The sequence below is a fragment of the Alkalicoccus saliphilus genome (assembly GCF_003044065.1).
In the GTDB taxonomy this organism is placed as follows: Bacteria; Bacillota; Bacilli; order Bacillales; family Salisediminibacteriaceae; genus Alkalicoccus; species Alkalicoccus saliphilus.
In genome coordinates this window covers 1-17,475 of sequence record NZ_PZJJ01000009.1, presented here as the reverse complement: position 1 = coordinate 17,475, position 17,475 = coordinate 1, and the positions used below count along the sequence as shown (strand labels likewise).

At 47.4% G+C, this 17,475-nt stretch carries 22 protein-coding genes; 2 read left to right on the top strand and 20 right to left on the bottom strand.

Features of this window, described 5'->3' with window-relative positions:
* Nucleotides 1-43: 43 nt before the first annotated feature.
* The 20 genes from C6Y45_RS07145 to C6Y45_RS07050 all read right to left on the bottom strand — a co-directional run bounded on the left by C6Y45_RS07145 (nucleotide 44) and on the right by C6Y45_RS07050 (nucleotide 16,382).
* Complete coding sequence (locus tag C6Y45_RS07145) at nucleotides 44-736, bottom strand: RluA family pseudouridine synthase (RefSeq protein WP_107584548.1); 693 nt, start codon at nucleotides 734-736, stop codon at nucleotides 44-46.
* Complete coding sequence (locus C6Y45_RS07140; RefSeq protein WP_107584547.1) at nucleotides 733-1,395, bottom strand: MOSC domain-containing protein; 663 nt, start codon at nucleotides 1,393-1,395, stop codon at nucleotides 733-735. Before C6Y45_RS07140 ends, C6Y45_RS07145 begins: the two co-directional genes overlap by 4 nt.
* 125 nt (nucleotides 1,396-1,520) lie before the next feature.
* Complete coding sequence (locus C6Y45_RS07135) at nucleotides 1,521-2,438, bottom strand: type II secretion system F family protein (RefSeq protein WP_107584546.1); 918 nt, start codon at nucleotides 2,436-2,438, stop codon at nucleotides 1,521-1,523.
* Between the two features lie 3 nt (nucleotides 2,439-2,441).
* The gene (locus C6Y45_RS07130) at nucleotides 2,442-3,392 is read right to left on the bottom strand and encodes a type II secretion system F family protein (protein WP_160058193.1); all 951 of its coding nucleotides are present in this window, start codon (nucleotides 3,390-3,392) and stop codon (nucleotides 2,442-2,444) included.
* The gene (locus C6Y45_RS07125) at nucleotides 3,385-4,758 is read right to left on the bottom strand and encodes a TadA family conjugal transfer-associated ATPase (protein WP_107584544.1); all 1,374 of its coding nucleotides are present in this window, start codon (nucleotides 4,756-4,758) and stop codon (nucleotides 3,385-3,387) included. The genes C6Y45_RS07130 and C6Y45_RS07125 overlap by 8 nt, the downstream gene beginning before the upstream one ends.
* Before the next feature lie 20 nt (nucleotides 4,759-4,778).
* The gene (locus tag C6Y45_RS07120) at nucleotides 4,779-5,963 is read right to left on the bottom strand and encodes an AAA family ATPase (protein WP_107584543.1); all 1,185 of its coding nucleotides are present in this window, start codon (nucleotides 5,961-5,963) and stop codon (nucleotides 4,779-4,781) included.
* Nucleotides 5,963-6,565 (bottom strand): RcpC/CpaB family pilus assembly protein, encoded by a 603-nt coding sequence (locus C6Y45_RS07115; protein WP_107584542.1) that lies wholly within the window; start codon nucleotides 6,563-6,565, stop codon nucleotides 5,963-5,965. Before C6Y45_RS07115 ends, C6Y45_RS07120 begins: the two co-directional genes overlap by 1 nt.
* Nucleotides 6,566-6,583: 18 nt before the next feature.
* Complete coding sequence (locus C6Y45_RS07110) at nucleotides 6,584-7,753, bottom strand: pilus assembly protein TadG-related protein (RefSeq protein ID WP_160058192.1); 1,170 nt, start codon at nucleotides 7,751-7,753, stop codon at nucleotides 6,584-6,586.
* 17 nt (nucleotides 7,754-7,770) lie between these two features.
* Nucleotides 7,771-8,148, bottom strand: coding sequence for a TadE/TadG family type IV pilus assembly protein (locus C6Y45_RS07105; protein ID WP_107584540.1), 378 nt, complete (start codon nucleotides 8,146-8,148; stop codon nucleotides 7,771-7,773).
* A complete protein-coding gene (locus C6Y45_RS07100; RefSeq protein WP_107584539.1) occupies nucleotides 8,145-8,678 on the bottom strand; it encodes an A24 family peptidase in 534 nt (177 codons plus the stop codon). Before C6Y45_RS07100 ends, C6Y45_RS07105 begins: the two co-directional genes overlap by 4 nt.
* A 105-nt stretch (nucleotides 8,679-8,783) precedes the next feature.
* Nucleotides 8,784-8,948, bottom strand: coding sequence for a Flp family type IVb pilin (locus C6Y45_RS07095; protein WP_245922605.1), 165 nt, complete (start codon nucleotides 8,946-8,948; stop codon nucleotides 8,784-8,786).
* 246 nt (nucleotides 8,949-9,194) lie between these two features.
* The gene (locus C6Y45_RS07090; RefSeq protein ID WP_107584538.1) at nucleotides 9,195-10,106 is read right to left on the bottom strand and encodes a type II secretion system F family protein; all 912 of its coding nucleotides are present in this window, start codon (nucleotides 10,104-10,106) and stop codon (nucleotides 9,195-9,197) included.
* A 3-nt stretch (nucleotides 10,107-10,109) separates the two neighbouring features.
* Nucleotides 10,110-11,066 carry a type II secretion system F family protein gene (locus C6Y45_RS07085; protein WP_160058191.1) on the bottom strand — a complete coding sequence of 319 codons (957 nt, stop codon included), beginning with the start codon at nucleotides 11,064-11,066 and terminating at the stop codon, nucleotides 10,110-10,112.
* The gene (locus tag C6Y45_RS07080) at nucleotides 11,059-12,489 is read right to left on the bottom strand and encodes a TadA family conjugal transfer-associated ATPase (RefSeq protein WP_107584536.1); all 1,431 of its coding nucleotides are present in this window, start codon (nucleotides 12,487-12,489) and stop codon (nucleotides 11,059-11,061) included. Before C6Y45_RS07080 ends, C6Y45_RS07085 begins: the two co-directional genes overlap by 8 nt.
* Nucleotides 12,490-12,504: 15 nt before the next feature.
* On the bottom strand, nucleotides 12,505-13,686 hold the full coding sequence (locus tag C6Y45_RS07075; protein WP_107584535.1) for a CpaE/TadZ family protein: 1,182 nt from the start codon (nucleotides 13,684-13,686) through the stop codon (nucleotides 12,505-12,507).
* On the bottom strand, nucleotides 13,683-14,297 hold the full coding sequence (locus C6Y45_RS07070) for an RcpC/CpaB family pilus assembly protein (RefSeq protein WP_107584534.1): 615 nt from the start codon (nucleotides 14,295-14,297) through the stop codon (nucleotides 13,683-13,685). Before C6Y45_RS07070 ends, C6Y45_RS07075 begins: the two co-directional genes overlap by 4 nt.
* A 16-nt stretch (nucleotides 14,298-14,313) precedes the next feature.
* Entirely contained in the window at nucleotides 14,314-15,216 is a 903-nt protein-coding gene (locus tag C6Y45_RS07065) for a pilus assembly protein TadG-related protein (RefSeq protein WP_107584533.1), read from the bottom strand.
* On the bottom strand, nucleotides 15,216-15,593 hold the full coding sequence (locus C6Y45_RS07060) for a TadE/TadG family type IV pilus assembly protein (protein ID WP_107584532.1): 378 nt from the start codon (nucleotides 15,591-15,593) through the stop codon (nucleotides 15,216-15,218). The genes C6Y45_RS07065 and C6Y45_RS07060 overlap by 1 nt, the downstream gene beginning before the upstream one ends.
* Nucleotides 15,590-16,099, bottom strand: coding sequence for an A24 family peptidase (locus C6Y45_RS07055; RefSeq protein WP_107584531.1), 510 nt, complete (start codon nucleotides 16,097-16,099; stop codon nucleotides 15,590-15,592). The genes C6Y45_RS07060 and C6Y45_RS07055 overlap by 4 nt, the downstream gene beginning before the upstream one ends.
* Nucleotides 16,100-16,202: 103 nt before the next feature.
* Nucleotides 16,203-16,382, bottom strand: a complete 180-nt coding sequence (locus C6Y45_RS07050; protein WP_107584530.1) for a Flp family type IVb pilin — start codon at nucleotides 16,380-16,382, stop codon at nucleotides 16,203-16,205.
* A gap of 331 nt (nucleotides 16,383-16,713) precedes the next feature.
* Between C6Y45_RS07050 and C6Y45_RS07045 the strand changes: the two genes are divergently transcribed.
* Together C6Y45_RS07045 and C6Y45_RS07040 are read left to right on the top strand one after the other, a co-directional pair.
* Nucleotides 16,714-17,058: a DUF192 domain-containing protein gene (locus C6Y45_RS07045; protein ID WP_107584529.1), complete on the top strand. Its 345-nt coding sequence runs from the start codon at nucleotides 16,714-16,716 to the stop codon at nucleotides 17,056-17,058.
* Nucleotides 17,036-17,242 carry a hypothetical protein gene (locus C6Y45_RS07040; RefSeq protein ID WP_107584528.1) on the top strand — a complete coding sequence of 69 codons (207 nt, stop codon included), beginning with the start codon at nucleotides 17,036-17,038 and terminating at the stop codon, nucleotides 17,240-17,242. The genes C6Y45_RS07045 and C6Y45_RS07040 overlap by 23 nt, the downstream gene beginning before the upstream one ends.
* The last annotated feature ends 233 nt before the right edge of the window (nucleotides 17,243-17,475 follow it).

The following is a 17,475-nucleotide window of genomic DNA, read 5'->3' as shown; positions in this document are numbered from 1 at the left end:
GCGTCACAGCTGCATAACGGTTGAAGAAAAACTGTTTTCTACTTTAGATGGTTTCTTCACGGAGGCGGTGGAACTGGCTCCATGGAAATTCTGCAGGCGGCGAAGAAACGAAAGTCATTTCTTCTTTTTTTACAGGATGGACAAAGGTGAGCCGGTGCGACCAGAGGGCAATCTGCTCTCCCGGCTGATTTACATGACTCCCGTATTTCTGGTCGCCGTAAATCGGCATGCCGGCATGGGAAAGCTGCACCCGGATCTGATGGGGCCTTCCTGTCATCAGATTTACTTCCAGCAGCGCCAGATTCTTCTGCTGCTCCTGCACCTGGTATTCAAGCACTGCCTGCTTGGCGCCCGGTGTCCCTTCCTTTTTCACGTACACCTGGTTTTTATCTGTATCTTTCAGAAGGTAGTTCTCCAGTCTTCCCGCTTTATGGACCGGCTTGCCGCGGACCACCGCAAGGTACTCCTTATCAAATGCATGGCGTCGGACAGCATCCGACAGACGGGATGCAGCCTTGGACGTTCTTGCAAAAACCATCACGCCGCCGACCGGCCGGTCCAGACGGTGAATCATCCCGATATATACGTTTCCCGGTTTATTATATCTTTGTTTTACATCCTCTTTTAATTGGGACAAAACATCTCTATCTCCGGTCTGATCCTCCTGCACAGGAAGGTTGACCGGCTTTTCAATTACGACAATATGGTTATCTTCATATAAAACTGGAATAGTCATTCTTTAAATCCTTTCTCTTCTTTTAATATAGCAGTCCTTTTTTCCAACGGGATACGCCAGGCATCTGCCAGCGCTTCTTCCTGAAGGAGTTCTGCTGTTTTTTCAGCATTCTTCGTGTCATGATACTTAATACGATTTGCCTCGGCTATCGTTATTTTCTTTTCTCCCGTTTTAATCCGTTTCAGAAAATCACCGGGCTTTACGATCCCTTCTTGCAGCACCCTTATATAGTATCCGCTGTACCCGGTTTCCCGGATCAGCTGTGGAAGTTCTTTTATCCCAAGTCTTGCAGCTGGTTTGTAGCATGGTTCCCTCGGCTGGGAAATCTGGACAACCGCTTCCCCCACCTCAAAAACGTCTCCTATATGTACGGCTGATTCCTTCATACCGCTAACTGAAAAATTTTCTCCGAATGCTGCTTCCGGAAGACGGCATCCGATCTCTTTTTCCCAGTAGCTGTAGTGTTCCTGCGGGTAAACACAGACTGCTTTATCCTCTCCGCCGTGATGAACCAGATCAGCCTGGCCGTCTCCTTCAAGGTTCGTCCTTCCGAGAAAGGCAGGACCCGAAAGTTGTTCTTTGACGAGAGCAGTGGTGATTTCCCTCCCCTGCCATTCTTTTGGCTTCGGAAGTCCGGCATATAATGAAAGGAGTTTCATCCAATCCCTCCTAATGTACTTTCCATTAAGTTTATCACACCTTTTCCGCAAAACTTTATGCAAACGGTACTAAAAAAACTGCTTCAGGCAAATTCCGAAGCAGCTTCTTTATAGATTACTATTCTTTAAAAAAGACCGTTTACAAATATATCAACCGCAAATGGACCGAGGATGACCATGAACAGTGCCGGAAATATAAACAGCACCATCGGAAACAGCATTTTCACCGGTGCTTTCATCGCCTGCTCCCGGGCGCTCTCCCGACGCTGTTCGCGGATCCGTGCTGTCAGATTCCGCAATACGTTGGACATGCCGATACCGAGTTCATCCGCCTGGATCATGGAAGTGACAACACTTTGAAACGACTGGGAAGGCACACGCCGTTTTAAGTCCTGGAAAGCTTCCCGTTTCGATTTACCACGCTTCATATCATCGAGTACGATTAAAAACTCGTCCGAGAGCGGTCCCGGTTTTTTGTAGCATACGGAGGAAATCGCCGCATCCACCCCGACTCCTGCTTCGATAAGAAGGTTCACCGTATCAAAAAAGTCCGGCATTTCCAGCTGAATTTTTTTCACCCGCTTATCCCGCTGCTTTTTTAAATAAAATACAGGGAGGCGGAAACCGAGAACGGCCATTACCAATCCAACAAACAGTGCCGGCAGTAATTCTCCTGCAGCTGAGCTGAACAATAATACGCCGGCTCCACCTGATACAAGCCCAGCGGCAAGCTGGGTGAAACGGAATTCCACCGCGGTTTTCTTTTTCATGTATCCCGCGTCGCGAAGAAGCAGTTCTACCTTTTTTTGTTCAGAAGAAGTAATGTATCTGTTCGTGAATTCAATCCCTTTTTCCCATAAAGAATGCAGTACAGGCGGAGGAGCATTTTTCTTTTCAGGAGTTACACTTCTCTCCGACACTCCTACGTACGCTTCACTCCGGTTCTGCAGCTGGAGTTCCCTGCGGAAGACCGTGAAATAGACAGCGGCGGCTGTGAACACGAGAGCTGCCGCAATAAACGGAAACGTAACAAGTGGACTCATGATCTACACCTCTATCCTGATAACTTTTTGAATCATTAACCACCCCAATAAAATAGACAGTGCTGTAAAAAACAACAGCGTGAGTCCCAGGGGATGTTCAACCATTATTGACATGTATTCGTAATTGAACATATACATAAATACTCCCACCCCGACCGGCAGGAGGGTTATAATCCAGGAACTCATCTTCCCTTGGGTAACGAGCGTTTTCAGCTCATCCAGCACCCGGATTCGGCCGCTGATCGTTTCTTCCATCGCCAACAGAAGCTCTGCCAGATTACCCCCGCTTTCTCTCTGGGCGATGATTCCCTGAACAATAACTTCCAGTTCCTTATTCGGCAGCCGTTCACTCATACGTTGAAGAGCTTCTGCTGTAGGACGTCCAAGACTGATTTCCCTGACCACCCGTCCGAATTCAGGACCGAGCGGGTCCGGCATTTCCTTCGCAACCATCTGCATTGCCTGCATGAAGCTGAACCCGGCCCGGAGAGAGTTAGCCATCGTACCGAGCGTTTCTACAAGCTGATAAGTAAGCAGCTGGAGACGCTTCGTGCGTTTTCTCTTCATATACAGTACAGGAATAAAAAAACCGATCGGTACAGCAGCGGCCAGTGCCAGCCAGGAATCGGAAAACATCCAGAAAACGACGGCTGTCATAATGGACCCTCCGACTCGTACCGCCAGAAATTCCGGTCCTGTCAAGGAAGTTCCGGCCTGCTGAAGAAGCACTTCTGTTTTTTTTCGGCTCGGAATAAACTTCAACCCTTTTCCTGCTTTTTCAATAAAGGAAAATTTCTCCCGCTCTTTCGTTTTTGCTTCTCCTGAGCCCCGTGTGGAAACAAAACGGCTGATACGGTCTTTCAGGCGTCTACGTTTTACGATACCGGTAAAAATCTGATAAAACAATGCTGTAGCGGCAGCCATCAGCAGCACCAGAACGATCAGACTATTCATCGTCCCACCTCCTGTCAAACCAGGATCCCGGAATTTTAAAACCATTCAGTTCCAGAGCCTCCGCAGCTTTTGGACGAATACCCGTAGGATGAAATTCTCCCTGCAGGCGCCCGTTTTCATCCGTTCCTGTTTCTTTATACAGGAAAATATCCTGGAGAACGATCGTATCACCTTCCATACCGAGTACTTCGGTAATATGTGTGATTTTTCTCGTACCGTCTTTCATCCGGGACTGGTGAACAATAATATCAATCGCACTCGCAATCTGCTCACGGATCGCGCGCACCGGCAGATCAAATCCCGCCATCATAACCATCGTTTCGATACGGGAAAGCATATCGCGAGGTGCATTGGCGTGACCAGTGCTGAGACTCCCATCGTGCCCGGTATTCATCGCCTGAAGCATGTCGAGCGCCTCCGCTCCCCGGATTTCCCCGACCACTATACGGTCCGGACGCATACGAAGAGAGTTTCTCACGAGATCCCTGATCGTTATCTGCCCTTCTCCTTCAATGTTCGGTGGTCGTGATTCCAAAGAAATGACGTGGTTCTGCGAAAGTTTCAGTTCCGCTGCATCCTCGATTGTTATAATTCGTTCTCCCTCCGGAATGAAAGAGGAAAATACATTTAATGTAGACGTTTTACCAGAGCCGGTCCCCCCACTGATAAAAATATTTAAATCCGAACGGACACATGCTTCCACAAATCCTGCCATATCTTCATTCCAGGTACCGAAGCGGACGAGGTCACTGCTAGTAAAAGGCGTTTCTGAAAATTTTCGGATTGTGAGAGAAGATCCTTTAAGCGCAAGCGGTGGTATGATTGCATTCACACGGGAGCCATTCGGAAGTCTTGCATCCACCATCGGAGAGCTTTCATCAATACGCCTTCCAAGCGGTGACACAATCCTTTCGATTACACTTCTTACATGTGGGTCGTCCCGGAAGGTAAGACTGCTTCTGCGTATTTTTCCTTTATACTCGTAATAAATTTCCTTCGCACTGTTAACCATTACTTCCGTTACATCCGGGTTATCGAGAAGGGAGGTAATCGGACCGTAGCCGAGAAGTTCATGCCGGACCGCTTCGAGAAGCTGTTTTTTCTGCTCAAATGTCAGCCGGGCCCCGTGTTCTTCTACAAGTGCCTCGCCTTTTTCTTCAATCAGCTTTTTCTCTTCTTCACGACTGGTGATTGTTTTTTTCTTCAGCTCTTCCACTATCGCTGTATGAATAAGTCCTTCCAGTTCCCAGAATTCTTCGGTTGTTTCCACTTCTTCAGCCGGAGGTTCTGCCACCGCTTCTTTTACATTGGGAATTGTTATTTTCGGGACTGCCGGTTTTTCCGCATATTTTGAAAAAAGTGACATTTTCTGTCTCCCCCCTTCTGTTACTGCGCTTCAGCAATAAGTTTCTTTGATTTTTTCTTCGCAGGTTTTTCTGATGAACCGGAAAGCAGCTTACCTGCGAGTGCTTTGACATCTTTGGAAACCTGCTTTTTCGGCTGCGAAATTACGTACGGGATGCCTTCCTGAATAGAAGCTCCGACTACTGTTTCCTGATCGGTGATCGACGCGAAAATTCCGGCCCCAATCAGTTCTTCCATTTTTTTTGGGTCAATGCCGTCTTTCTTCTTACGTCGATTGTGTATCAGCCGGACTTTGCTGTGCAGGTTGAGTGATTCCAGCGTATCCAGGTACAGCCTGCTGCTTCGTACCGCCGGGAGTTCTCCGTTTGTCAGCAGCAGAATATCGTCTGCTTCTTTCAAAACCTGGAGGTGCACTTCTGAAATCGAAGCGGAATTATCAACAACAATAACTTGATAAACTTTTTTTAATTCTTCGACAGCAAGCTGAATATCATCTGCAGTGATCATCTCAAAAAATTCCGGACGGGAAGGAGCTGCGAATACGCTGACACCGGATTCATGCTTGGTCATGAACTGGTCTATATCAAGTTCCTTCCGGTTGTCTCCTTCTTTAATCCATTCGTATATAGTTTTTTTCGGTTTGACATTCAAATACATGGCCGCATCACCAAACTGAATATCTCCGTCCAGGACAGCCGTCCGCTGTCCTTGGGCAGCAAATGAAACAGCAAGATTAACAGCAAGTGTCGAACGTCCGGAGCCGCCTTTCGTACTTGATACCGCCATAACCCGCTGGTCAAGTGCAATGAGCGGAAGGTCCGTGACGTCTTCCCGCTGCATACGGTGCTGCACGTATTTTTCAGCGTGAAGAATCATTTCCCTGATTTCATCTTTGTCCGAGCTCGTCCGGAGCGTATTCGAAGCCCCTGCCTGCATCGCTTTTTTGGCGTTTTCCATATTGTCAGGAATCATGAGAACAATATGAATGTGTGGATACTTTACCGACAACTCTTCACAGAGCTGGTAGACGTTGTAGATTTTATTTGCTTTAATAATGAGCACAGCGTTCGGATCTTTTTTCAAATGATCAAACAGACGTTCCAGATAAGTAACCCGTTTCAGCTTGTAGTCCCTCCGCTCCAGACTTTCCTCCAGGAGATCCGCCCGTGCGTTTGTATCGGAATAAAACAGCCACTGCATATTCATTACTGTCTCTCTCCTTTCATAACCTGTCTTGTAAGGCTGATCTCGTCCTCTTCAACGCTTCCATCCTCTTCATTCCGAAGCAGGAAGTAAAAGCCGTCCTGGTCTTTAGCTGCAAGACTGAGAAGGACTCCTTCCTCCGGCGTTACTTCAACAGTCACCGTTTCATAACGAAGGGCTTCATTTTCTGAATCTGCAGAAGCACCGGATGCCAGTACTTTTACATCCTGAAGAATTAATTCTGCTGTCAAAAACTCAGTTTCTGAAATGTCTTCCGAATCTTCTTCCTGTTCTTCTTCAATCTCTGTCTGGTAAGCGACAATATCAACCTGTGATTTCGGTTCAATATAACCGGACACCCCTTCTTCCGTGTGGGTAACACGGAGAGAAACCGCCCGTTTTCCTTCTTCAATTTCAACAATTGGGTTTACTTTGTTTCTTTCAAACTCCGCTTCTGCTTCCTGTTCTTCCATTGCTGCCTGTTCTTCCGCAATCTGGGCTTCTTCTTCCGGCGACGTAATGTTAGTTACAAAGGCACTGTAGATCAGCACTGCAGCAATCATCCCGGTGACGAGGGCTGCAAGCCACACTTTTTTCGTATTCATTCCTGCTTCCTCCTATCGTTAATCGATCAGCCGGACGTTATAGGCTCCGTGCTCCGGTATTCCTTCCTCCCCTTCTCCAAGAGTGACCATGTCGATAAAATGACCGATAATACGGTGCTTATTCTGTCCGTTACCCATACCTTTCAGCCAGTACGAGGCAAATCCGATGATTTCCACGGAATCCCTTCCGGAAATCGTATCAAACGTCCCATCTGCTACTACGGCAACAATGATTACTCGGCTGCAGGAATTATCCGCTGTATCCGGTGACTGACAGTGGGGTTTGCCGCTGTCTTCTGCTATGAGGTCATTTACTGCCTTGCTTACCTGTCCGTGTTTCTTTCCAGGCTCGGTATTCGTATCTTCCTGTTCAGCGTTCGGCCCGTCCGGATCTTCATTGACTATATCTGACAGATCGTATTCCACCCCGTTAGTAAAAGCATCGTAGAGATTACTTCCCCCTGTTCCTCCAGTAGCTAAATAACCGCAGTTCCCCCGCTGTCCCGGGTCGTTAAAAGCATCTTCCCCGTCTTCATAGCCGTCCTCATAACCTTCTTTATAACCTTTTTCTGAGTCTCCTGAAGGTTCGTCCGGCAGCGAAGCCGGCGTCTTCCGTTCATACCCGTCTTCGAACCCGTCCGCATATCCCTTTTTAAAAGCTGTTTTATACGCTTCTGAGCTGCTGCCGGTCCATTTACTGTTGAAGTTCACCCGGTCTACTGCATTACCGGGATTTTCACAGTTTAAAAATTCGCCATTTGGTATGTGGCTCTCCTGTACTGCGATCGGAGCCGCAAAAATGCTTTTACTCAATGGGTAAATAGCCGCCGCAGCAGTAGCATGTACGTCAGCCGTCTGAAATCCGAGCACTCTTGCAAAAGTTAACGATACTTCCGAAGAATGGGAAACTCTCACGTAGCTTTCACCGAGCTCGACGTTACCGGAATCAATGACGTAGCCGTTGGCTCCTGCAACTTCCACTGCTTCCGCTGCCGGGGCTCCCGAGTCTACATAATAAACCTGCGCACCGGCCAGAGCTGCGGCGTCCACTGTTTTCTGCAGCTGACTTTTTTCAAAATAAAGCTGCCCGGCATCCACTGCCATTGCTGCGATTCCGATAAGCGCTGCCATACCGGCTGCAACGATTACTGCTACATTGCCTTCTTCTTTTTTCAGCAGTTTATTCAATATTTTCCTCATGTTCATCACTCAATTCTCATGACTGTCGTATTGGATAGCTCCACCGGTCCCGACCAGCCTTCAATAAACGGCGTAACGAGCGGTACAGAATGAGTCACCGTTACCGTTACTTTCTCCCCCGATTCCCTGCCGCCTTCCCCCGGGCTGACCTGTACCTGGCTGCTTGTCAAAGAAATACTGCTTCCTCTTTCCAGAGCAACTGCCATTACTTCCGCATCCCCCTGCTGCACGCTCGCTGCCCTGGCCGCCTCCCTCCCTACATGATCCAGCGTGAGTGAAGCATGAAACATTCTTCCAACATCCACTACACCAAAGAGAAGTACGGCAAGTACCGGAAGGATGAGCGCAAATTCGACCATGGCCTGGCCTTTTTCACTTTTCATACCGGCAGCACTCCCCCAATGACGCTTCCTGCAAAAGTAATAATCGTTCCCGCTGCAATCGCCACGCCGTACGGGAGCGTTGTCTTTTTTGCTCGGGACCGGAAAGCCTTAAAACTGCCGGCCGTTCCCTTTAGCAGAGGTACGGCATATATGATGGAGGCCGCGGAAGTAAAAGCGCCCCGGTCTCTCGCTATCATATATAAAGCCATCAATCCACCAGTTATGCCTGCAAAAAGAAAGACAGATAATACAAATCCTGTTCCCATAAGTGCTCCTACAGCTGCCATGAGTTTGACATCTCCTGCTCCCATCCCTCCTAGAAAAAATGGAATAAGGAGCAGTCCGAGGCCGACAAGAAATCCGGTGCCGCTGAAGAAAAATCCTTCCAGTCCAGCCGAAGCTGTGTGAAGAATGAATCCCAATAATATTGCAGGAAAGGTTATAATGTTTAAAATCCGCCGTGAGCTCAGGTCTGTTATTAAGGAGACCCCGACCGCGATGCCGAGCACGGCAATAATGACAACTGTCATGCTGCTCCCTCCTCTATTTTGATGAAAAGAAAAGAGCTGTCCTTCAGGCGTAGGACAGCTCTTTCCCCTGTGCCTTGAGAGACACGATTACTCTTTCAGTTTGAATTAGAGTGCATCAATTATAGATTGAATCAAAGTATTAATTTCTGCCCCTAGCAGACCGAATGTTGCTGCAGCTACAATTGCTACACCCGCAAGAATAAGTCCGTATTCCGCCATGCCCTGTCCTTCTTCTTCTACCATCAGTCTTTTCATCTGCTCCATCATCATAATAAATTCCTCCCTAATATTTTTTTAAGAGCGTTTATTCTTATTAACGAACAGCTCTTAAAACTTATATTAATTCGTTATAACGAAATTGTAAAGCTTTTTTTTGAATATTTTTGAAAAAATTTCTTTATAAAGTATAAAAAAGCTGTTATATCAGTGTTTTAAAGGTAAAATTTTCTTTTAAAAATAATTATTTACATAAAAAAAGATCCTGCATATCACAGGATCTTTCATTTTGTATTTTATTTAGAACAGCCCATTCACAAACAGGTTCACCATAAAAGGTCCTAAAATTACAATAAAGAGGGCCGGGAAAATAAATATGACCATCGGAAAAAGCATTTTTACCGGCGCCTTCATCGCCAGCTCCCTCGCTTTTTCCCTCCGCTGTTCGCGGATACGGATCGTGAGGTTGCGCAGGACGTTCGAGAGGCCGATACCGAGCTGATCCGCCTGGATCATTGACGTAATAATACTCTGAAAAGACTCAGACGGCACGCGCTGTTTTAAATCGTGAAAAGCTTCTCTTTTTGATTTTCCCCGTTTCATATCGTCAAGCACAATGAGAAATTCATCAGCAAGAGGTCCTTCCTTCTTCCGGCAGACGACAGCGATCGCTGCATCCACACCTACACCCGCTTCAACAAGAAGATTCACTGTATCAAAAAAGTCCGGCATATCGAGATCAATCTGGCGGATTCTTTCATCCCGTTTTTTCTTTAAATAAAATACCGGCAGGCGCCAGCCGATAAAGCCGACCGGGAGAGCGAGAAATACGGCAGTAAAAATACTTCCGGTCATCATAAAAAATAAAAACAGCATCAGCCCGCCTGCTGTAAAGGCCGCAGCCATTTGACGAAGCCGGAATTCTGTTACGGACATCTTCTTTACAAAACCGGCATCCCGGAGCATTTTACCGACTTTTTTTTCCTCTGAAGGAGACACGTATTTTTCAGAAGCTTCGATGCCTTTTTCCCATAGTTTTGCTACAGGAGAAGTTCCGTGAACTTTCTGCGGTTTCCTTTTTTCGACTTGGCCGATATAGACTGCTGTGCGTTCAGAGACAGTAAGTTCACTGCGGAACACAGTAAAAAGAATTCCGGCGGCTGCAAAAATAAGAGAAACGGTAATTGTTGAAAACATCAGCAATGCAGTCACAGGCTACACCTCAATTTTTATGACTTTCTGGATTAAAAACCAGCCGATAAACACAGACATGCCCCCGACTATTAACATCACCCAGCCGAGCAGTTCCTCAAACATAATGCCCATATATTCATAGTTTACAAAATACATAAACAGACCGAGAGCAACCGGAAGCAGCGTGATGACCCAGGATGACATTTTCCCCTGAGCTACGAGTGTTTTCAGCTCTTCCTGCACGCGGATACGCCCACGGATCGTTTCTTCCATGGAAAGAAGCAGCCCGGCAAGGTTGCCGCCGTTTTCCCTCTGGGCGACAATCCCCTGCATAATGACTTCCAGCTCTTTATTCGGCAGGCGTTCTGTCATACGGATCAATGCTTCATCGACAGGCCGCCCGAGAGTAATTTCTCTAACAACCCGTCCGAATTCCGGCCCGAGCGGATCAGGCATTTCTTTGGCTACGAGCTGCATCGCCTGCAGAAAGCTGAAGCCGGCACGAAGGGAATTGGCCATTGTACCGAGCGTTTCAATCAGCTGGTACGTCAGCAGATCCAGTCTCTTTTTTCTTTTATACGCTACAAACATTCCGCTGCCAATATAACCTGCGAGCATACCTGCGATTCCATAAAACAGCGATGACATAAGCAGCCAGGCAATCAGTCCGAAAATTAAGGATACAAACAAACGCACCGCCGTAAATTCTGCTGCGGATATCTTATAGCCTGCCTGCTCCAGCATATCCTGCGTTTTCTGTTTCTGCGGTAAAAATTGAAGCAGACGCCCTGCACCCTGCAGAATCGGAGAAGCCTTTTTTTCATTTGTCACAGATGATATTTCTTTTTCTTCCTCCACCGGAATATAATGAAGTACCCGCTGTTTACGAATTTTGTTCTGCTGAAGCCGATAAAGCACAGCGTAAAAAAAAGTACTGAAAAAAATCACCAGCAATAGGAGTGCGAGCAGACTATTCATCAACCGGCTCCTCGTCAAACCAGCGTCCCGGCAGTTCAAATCCGTTGCTTTCCAGACGGTCGGAAACTTTTGGACGAATGCCTGTCGGGGTAAAGCGGCCGATAAGGTTCCCCTGCTCATCCACACCGGTTTCTTTGTACACAAATAAATCCTGAAGGACGATCGTATCCCCTTCCATCCCTAGTACTTCGGTAATGTGGGTGATTTTTCGGCTGCCGTCGCGGAGCCTGGACTGCTGAATGATTATATCGATGGCACTTGAGATCTGCTCGCGGATAGCCCGTACCGGCAGGTCGAACCCTGCCATCATGACCATCGTTTCGATCCGGGAAAGCATGTCCCGGGGGGAGTTTGCGTGACCGGTGCTTAAGCTCCCGTCGTGTCCGGTGTTCATCGCCTGAAGCATATCGAGCGCCTCTGCTCCACGGATCTCCCCGACGACAATCCGGTCCGGACGCATACGGAGTGAGTTCTTCACTAAATCACGGATCGTTATCTGACCTTCCCCCTCGATGTTAGCCGGTCTCGATTCCAGAGAAATAACGTGATCCTGGGAAAGCTTCAGCTCCGCCGCATCCTCGATCGTCACAATACGGTCGCCTTCCGGAATAAAAGAAGAAAGTACATTAAGTGTGGAAGTTTTCCCGGAACCGGTACCTCCGCTGATAAAAATGTTCAGTGCCGAATCCACCCCGGCCTCGACAAAATCAGCCATATCTTCTGTCCACGTCCCAAAACCGACAAGATCCCCTGCAGTGAAAGGTGTTTCAGAGAATTTACGGATCGTTATGGACGGTCCTTTTAATGCCAGAGGCGGGATAATGGCATTTACACGCGATCCGTTCGGAAGACGTGCATCCACCATAGGAGAGCTTTCATCGATTCTTCTGCCGATCGGGGCTACAATGCGGTCAATGATACTTTTGACGTGGGCATCATCCCGGAAGGAAAGACTGCTTTTTACAAGCTTCCCTTTAAATTCATAGTAAATATCCTTTGCGCTGTTGACCATCACTTCCGAAATGTCCGGATTGTCGAGAAGAGACGTAATCGGGCCGTACCCTAACAGTTCATACTTCACGGCCTGCAGGAGATGCTGCTTCTGTTCATAGGTGAGCCTGTCTCCGGCTGCTTCTACTTTGTCTCCTGCAAGTTTTTCGATAATTTCTTTTTCCTGCTCCGGAGTGGCAATCGTTTTCTTCTTCAGCTCTTCGACGATATCTTCATGAATTTTTGATTCCATCTTCCAAAACTCATCGGTCATCGGCATACTGTCCTTCGGAGGAACCGGAGCTTCCCTCTTTGGTTTCACAGCTGCTTTCGGTACTTCTTTGTTTTCCTCCGGTTTAACAGCTGTATTCACCTTCTTTTCTTTTGCTGGAGGAGCTGAATCCTTTACAGCATATTTTGCAAACAGGGACATAGCACCCTTCCTCCTTTACTGCGCTTTGGAAAGCAGTTTTTTCTTTGGTTTTTTTGCGGCTTTTTCCGTTCCTGTAAGCAGCTTCCGGGCGAGACCTGCCATTTGTTTGGACAATGGTTTTTTCGGATGAGCATAAACATAGGGCTTTCCTTCTTCTATCGCTGCTTCGACAAGCGGCTGCTGATCAGGCAGGGAAAAGTAAATATCCTGTCCTGCGAGGGCAGCAATTTTGTTCGGATCCATGCCGCCTTTTTTCTTTTCGCGGTTATGAATCAGCCGTACTTTTTCTTTCAGCTGCATCGTTTCCAGCGTGTCAAGATAAAGCTTCGTGTTTCGTACAGCCGGGAGCGACCCTTCTGTTAAAAGCAGGATTTCGTCTGAGTCGTTCAGACACTGAAGCTGCACTTCAGAAATAGCAGCTGAAGTATCAATAATGATCACCTGGTAAATTTTCTTCAGTTCCTGTATGGCAAGCTGTATATCCGCTGCGGTAACCAACTCAAAAAACTCCGGGCGGGAAGGAGCCGGCATGAGACTCACTCCTTCCTCATGCTTTGTCAGAAAGCCGTCGATATCCAGTTCGGTACGGTTGTCTCCTTCTTTAATCCATTCATAGATAGTCCGCCGGGGGCGGAGATCCATATACATCGCAGCATCCCCGAACTGTATGTCAGCGTCCAGGACGGCTGTACGCCGGCCTTCTTTTGTAAGTGCCGCTGCAAGGTTAACTGTAGTGGATGAGCGGCCCGTACCGCCTTTCGTGCTGCATACGGAAATTACCCGCTGATCAAGTATCGGGGCAGCCATATGGGTCACGTCTGCCTGCTGGCGCCGGTGCTGCATATACTTTTCCGCATGAATGATCATGCTGCGGATATCTTCTTTATCTGCGCTGAAGCGTATAATGTTGGAAGCCCCCGCCTGCATCGCTTTCCGTGCATTTTCCATATTATCCGGAATCATCAGCACGATATAAATATGAGGATATTTCACCGAAAGTTCCTCGCAGAGCTGGTACGCATTGTAGACGGTGCTGGCCCGTATAATCAGCGTGACATCTGATTCTCTTTTTACATAGTCAAACAGCCGCTCCAGATAAGTGAGGCGGGTCAGCTCGTAGTTTCTTTTCTGCAGACTTTCCTCCAGAAGCTCCACTTTCGCGTTCGTATCGGAATAAAAAAGCCACTGAAACGTCACTGCGGATCCGCTCCTCTCATAATCGGACGGGTCAACTCCACCGGCTCTTCGACGATGCTGTCGTCACCTTCCTGCCGGAGCATGAAATAAAAACCGTCCATATTTTTGGAGGCAAGACTTAAAACCACCCCTTCTTCAGGAGTTACTTCCACCGTTACCTGCTCGTACCGGAGTGCCTCACCTTCTGAGTCGTAGGCTTGCCCTGCCGCAAGTACTTTCACATTTTGAAGAAGCAGTTCCGCCGTCAGCTCCTCGTGCCAGCGCCCCATTCCCATTTCCTCTTCTTCATCGTCCTCCTCTGCACCCTCCGGCTTTTTAAAGGCGATAATATCGACGTGTGACTGTGGCTCAATATACCCGGAAACGCCTTCTTCCGAGCGGTTAATAAATAATGAAATACCTCTCATGCCTTCTTCAATTTCATCTATCGGATTCGTCAACCCGCGTTCCATGGCTTCTTCCTGTTCCGCTTCTTCCACTGCCTGCTGCTCCAGCGCTTCCTCGGCTTCTCTTTCCGAAGAAGTTGTACTGGAAATTACCGAACTGTATAAAAGCACAGCGGCAATCAGTCCGGCAAATATAGCTGTAATCCAGATCTTTTTCGTGTTCATAGACTGCCTCCTGCTGTTATTCTATAAGACTTACGATATACGACCCATAGTTCCGGGCATTCGGATCTCCTTCACCGAGCCGCACCATGTCAATATAGTGTCCAATGATTCTTCTTTCTCCTCCCTGGTTGCTGTAACCTTCCACCCAGTAGGAAGCAAAGCCCTTAATTTCTACATGATCCCGGCCAGAAGCCATACTGAACGCATTTGGTTCTGTGACGGGGATCGTGATCACACGATAACAGGAGGAGTCCGCTGTATCTTTACTAGCACATTTGGGATTCCCGCTGTCTTTTGCAATTAAATCCTCAACAGCGCTTCGAACCTGTCCGACTTTTTCACCTGGTTCTGTCTCCAGCCGATATGTGCCAATCTCCAGCGTTCTTCCGTTAATCAAGGCATCATTCAGGGCAGAAGCTCCGGCACCGTTTCCTGTCAGATAACCACAGTTGCCGCCTTCACCCGGTCTGGCACAGCTGAGGTAAGTACCATTTGGTATTTGGTTTTCCTCCACGGCTATCGGGGCAATCCGGTCTCCCCGTCCAAGTGCTGCCGTTGCAGCCGTGGAATCCGCATACACATCTGCATCGTTCATGCCGATAATCCGGGCAAAGGAAAGCGGTACGTTAGACGAGTGCGAAACCGTTACGCGCCCTTCTTGAGTCCCTACTCCCTCTACTGTAAAGCCGTTCAGCCGGGCGACTTCTCTTGCTTCTTCTTCCGGACTCCCCGAATAGTATGCGTGAGCTCCGGCGAGTGCCGCAGCGTCCACCGTTTTCTGAAGTTTACTTTTCTCAAAATACAGCTGTCCGGCATCCACAGCCATGGCCGCAGCTGCCATTAAAACGGATAAAGCAAGAGCAACTATTACCAGGACGTTGCCTCTTTCTTCTTTGCGCAGCCTCTTCAGCATTTTCATCACTCTATTCTCATCACTGTCGTATTTTGAAGCTCAAAAGAGCCGGCCAGATTTCCGACGACCGGTGTTAGAAAGTCAACCGGATACGTAATCGTCACCGTTACTTTGTTTCCGGATGTCCTCCCGTTTTCCATCGGGGAAACTTGAACATGACTGCTGGAAAGCGAAATACTGGAACCATTATCAACCGCTGCACTCATCACTTCCGTATCGCTCAGCTGAACACTCGCTGCCCGGGCAGCTTCCCTTCCGGCATGATCGATTGTTAAAGAAGCGTGAAAAAGCCGGCTGATATCGACAATACTAAATAAAAGAACGATCAGCAGCGGCACGACGAGGGCAAATTCAACCATGGACTGTCCTTTTTCACTTTTCACAGCCCGAACCCTCCTGCATAAGCGGAAACCGTGCCAAGGACAATCGCCACTCCGTATGGCATCGTCGTGGATTTTGCGGTCTGGCGCATTTCCTGAAAACTTCCCTTCATAAACGGAAGGGCATAAATGGCAGTTTTAAACGAAGAAAAGACCCCATGGCGCTTCAGCACCATAAACAAAGCAAGAAACCCGCCGATAAACGCAGCGAGTACGAAAGCGGCAAGTGTAAATGACATTCCGGTAAGCGCCCCGACCGCTGCCATCAGCTTCACATCTCCCGCTCCCATTCCTCCAAGCATAAATGGAATTAAAAGCACTCCGAAGCCGACAAGAAAGCCGGCTCCGCTGAACAGAAAACCATCGATTCCGGAAGTAACCGTATGATAAAGAAAGCCGGCAGCTATCGCAGGAAAAGTGACTATATTTAATATTCTGCGGGAGGCGATATCCGTTATGAGTGACACAGCCAGCAGCAGAGTCAGTATTGCTAAAATAAACAGCGGCATTAATATCCCTACCTTTCTACAAAAAAAGCTGCCCAGCGCAGGTGCGGGGACAGCTTCCTTCCTGTGCCTGTGAAGACACTGTTCATATTTTTGAAGTAAAGGATTAAACTTCTCCGTCACCAAAGTTACCCATGATGTCATCCTGAATGAAGTTCGTAATCTCCTCTCCAAGTGCAATAAGGGCTACGATAACGGCAATTGCGACACCGGCAAGAATAAGTGCGTACTCCGCCATACCCTGACCTTCTTCTTCTACTAATAGGTTTTTGAACATTTCCATCATAGTGAACGCCTCCTGTATAATTAATTAATTTTTGGAATAAACTGACTGACAGCTGTTTCTTAACTCTTATATTAGTTTATTATAGTGAACAAAGTAAGTGACTTTAGACCTAACTTTGTCTATTTTTAGAAATTTTTTTCTGTGAATTTAAGCAGGAGGAATTAGTATTTCTGTAATCTTTGTGAAATATCGCACTTAAAAGTATTGGTATATAAGCCTTTAGTTTGTGAACTATTGAAAACTCCCTGATTTTTTGCGCCTGCTATTAATTCTTTTAATCTGTGGCATAATATAATTAGTTTATTTAAAAGAACAGAGAGGCGGATTGCTTATGCTGGTTGAAACTATTCCTCTGAAAAAAGCTGACACGTGGTGGCAGCGGTTTAAAGGACTGATGCTTCAAAAAGAAGTACGGGAAGCTTTATGGATTGTTCCGTGTAATTCTATTCATATGTTTTTTATGTGCACGAGTATCGACGTACTTTTTTTGGACGAGGAAGATCAAATCATTCATTTTCGGGAAAACTTGAAACCATGGCGGCTCGTTTTCCCTGTTAAAAAAGCGAAAAGTGTGGTGGAGCTTCCACCGGGATTTGTCCAGCGGAATGCCCTTGAGGAAGGACAGATTATCCGTCAGGACCAGGGGTATCTTCATGTGGACCGCACGGGAGCGTGAACAGTACCTTTCGGCGACGGCCTCTTTTCTAACCGGCCGTCATGGTTTCAGTGAACGAGAGGCATGGAGGAGGCTCCAGAAAGCCGGTCTTCCTGCACAGATCCGCCGGGACACCGAAGAAACGATTCGTCTCTCCCCAAAGGCCCGGGCCGAAATTATAGCAGGGAAGTATGAATGCAGCTGAACTAAGTTGTTTAATCGGTATTTTTTTCCTCTTTTTATGAAATACGTTTCATAACTGCTCATACCTATCGAATTAATTCTCCACTGAAAAAGCTCTCCCCGGGAAATAAAGTGTACCCTATAGAGTAGACACATTAAAAAGTCTACCTATAGGGTACTTTTTTGTATAATGAGAAATAGATAATGAGTAAAGATCGGGGAGAAGATCATGACGAAAAAAACATTCACAGAGAA

Bases quoted from the DNA above. Each gene is read 5' to 3' on its own strand.
- C6Y45_RS07080 (WP_107584536.1), bottom strand. From the start codon at position 12,489: ATGTCCCTGTTTGCAAAATATGCTGTAAAGGATTCAGCTCCTCCAGCA.
- C6Y45_RS07115 (WP_107584542.1), bottom strand. From the start codon at position 6,565: ATGAATACGAAAAAAGTGTGGCTTGCAGCCCTCGTCACCGGGATGATT.
- C6Y45_RS07095 (WP_245922605.1), bottom strand. From the start codon at position 8,948: ATGATGATGGAGCAGATGAAAAGACTGATGGTAGAAGAAGAAGGACAG.
- C6Y45_RS07105 (WP_107584540.1), bottom strand. From the start codon at position 8,148: ATGAAAAGTGAAAAAGGCCAGGCCATGGTCGAATTTGCGCTCATCCTT.
- C6Y45_RS07125 (WP_107584544.1), bottom strand. From the start codon at position 4,758: ATGTCACTTTTTTCAAAATATGCGGAAAAACCGGCAGTCCCGAAAATA.
- C6Y45_RS07140 (WP_107584547.1), bottom strand. From the start codon at position 1,395: ATGAAACTCCTTTCATTATATGCCGGACTTCCGAAGCCAAAAGAATGG.
- C6Y45_RS07055 (WP_107584531.1), bottom strand. From the start codon at position 16,099: ATGCCGCTGTTTATTTTAGCAATACTGACTCTGCTGCTGGCTGTGTCA.
- C6Y45_RS07100 (WP_107584539.1), bottom strand. From the start codon at position 8,678: ATGACAGTTGTCATTATTGCCGTGCTCGGCATCGCGGTCGGGGTCTCC.
- C6Y45_RS07135 (WP_107584546.1), bottom strand. From the start codon at position 2,438: ATGAGTCCACTTGTTACGTTTCCGTTTATTGCGGCAGCTCTCGTGTTC.
- C6Y45_RS07040 (WP_107584528.1), top strand. From the start codon at position 17,036: ATGTGGACCGCACGGGAGCGTGAACAGTACCTTTCGGCGACGGCCTCT.
- C6Y45_RS07050 (WP_107584530.1), bottom strand. From the start codon at position 16,382: ATGATGGAAATGTTCAAAAACCTATTAGTAGAAGAAGAAGGTCAGGGT.
- C6Y45_RS07045 (WP_107584529.1), top strand. From the start codon at position 16,714: ATGCTGGTTGAAACTATTCCTCTGAAAAAAGCTGACACGTGGTGGCAG.
- C6Y45_RS07145 (WP_107584548.1), bottom strand. From the start codon at position 736: ATGACTATTCCAGTTTTATATGAAGATAACCATATTGTCGTAATTGAA.
- C6Y45_RS07070 (WP_107584534.1), bottom strand. From the start codon at position 14,297: ATGAACACGAAAAAGATCTGGATTACAGCTATATTTGCCGGACTGATT.
- C6Y45_RS07085 (WP_160058191.1), bottom strand. From the start codon at position 11,066: ATGAATAGTCTGCTCGCACTCCTATTGCTGGTGATTTTTTTCAGTACT.
- C6Y45_RS07065 (WP_107584533.1), bottom strand. From the start codon at position 15,216: ATGAAAATGCTGAAGAGGCTGCGCAAAGAAGAAAGAGGCAACGTCCTG.
- C6Y45_RS07130 (WP_160058193.1), bottom strand. From the start codon at position 3,392: ATGAATAGTCTGATCGTTCTGGTGCTGCTGATGGCTGCCGCTACAGCA.
- C6Y45_RS07120 (WP_107584543.1), bottom strand. From the start codon at position 5,963: ATGAATATGCAGTGGCTGTTTTATTCCGATACAAACGCACGGGCGGAT.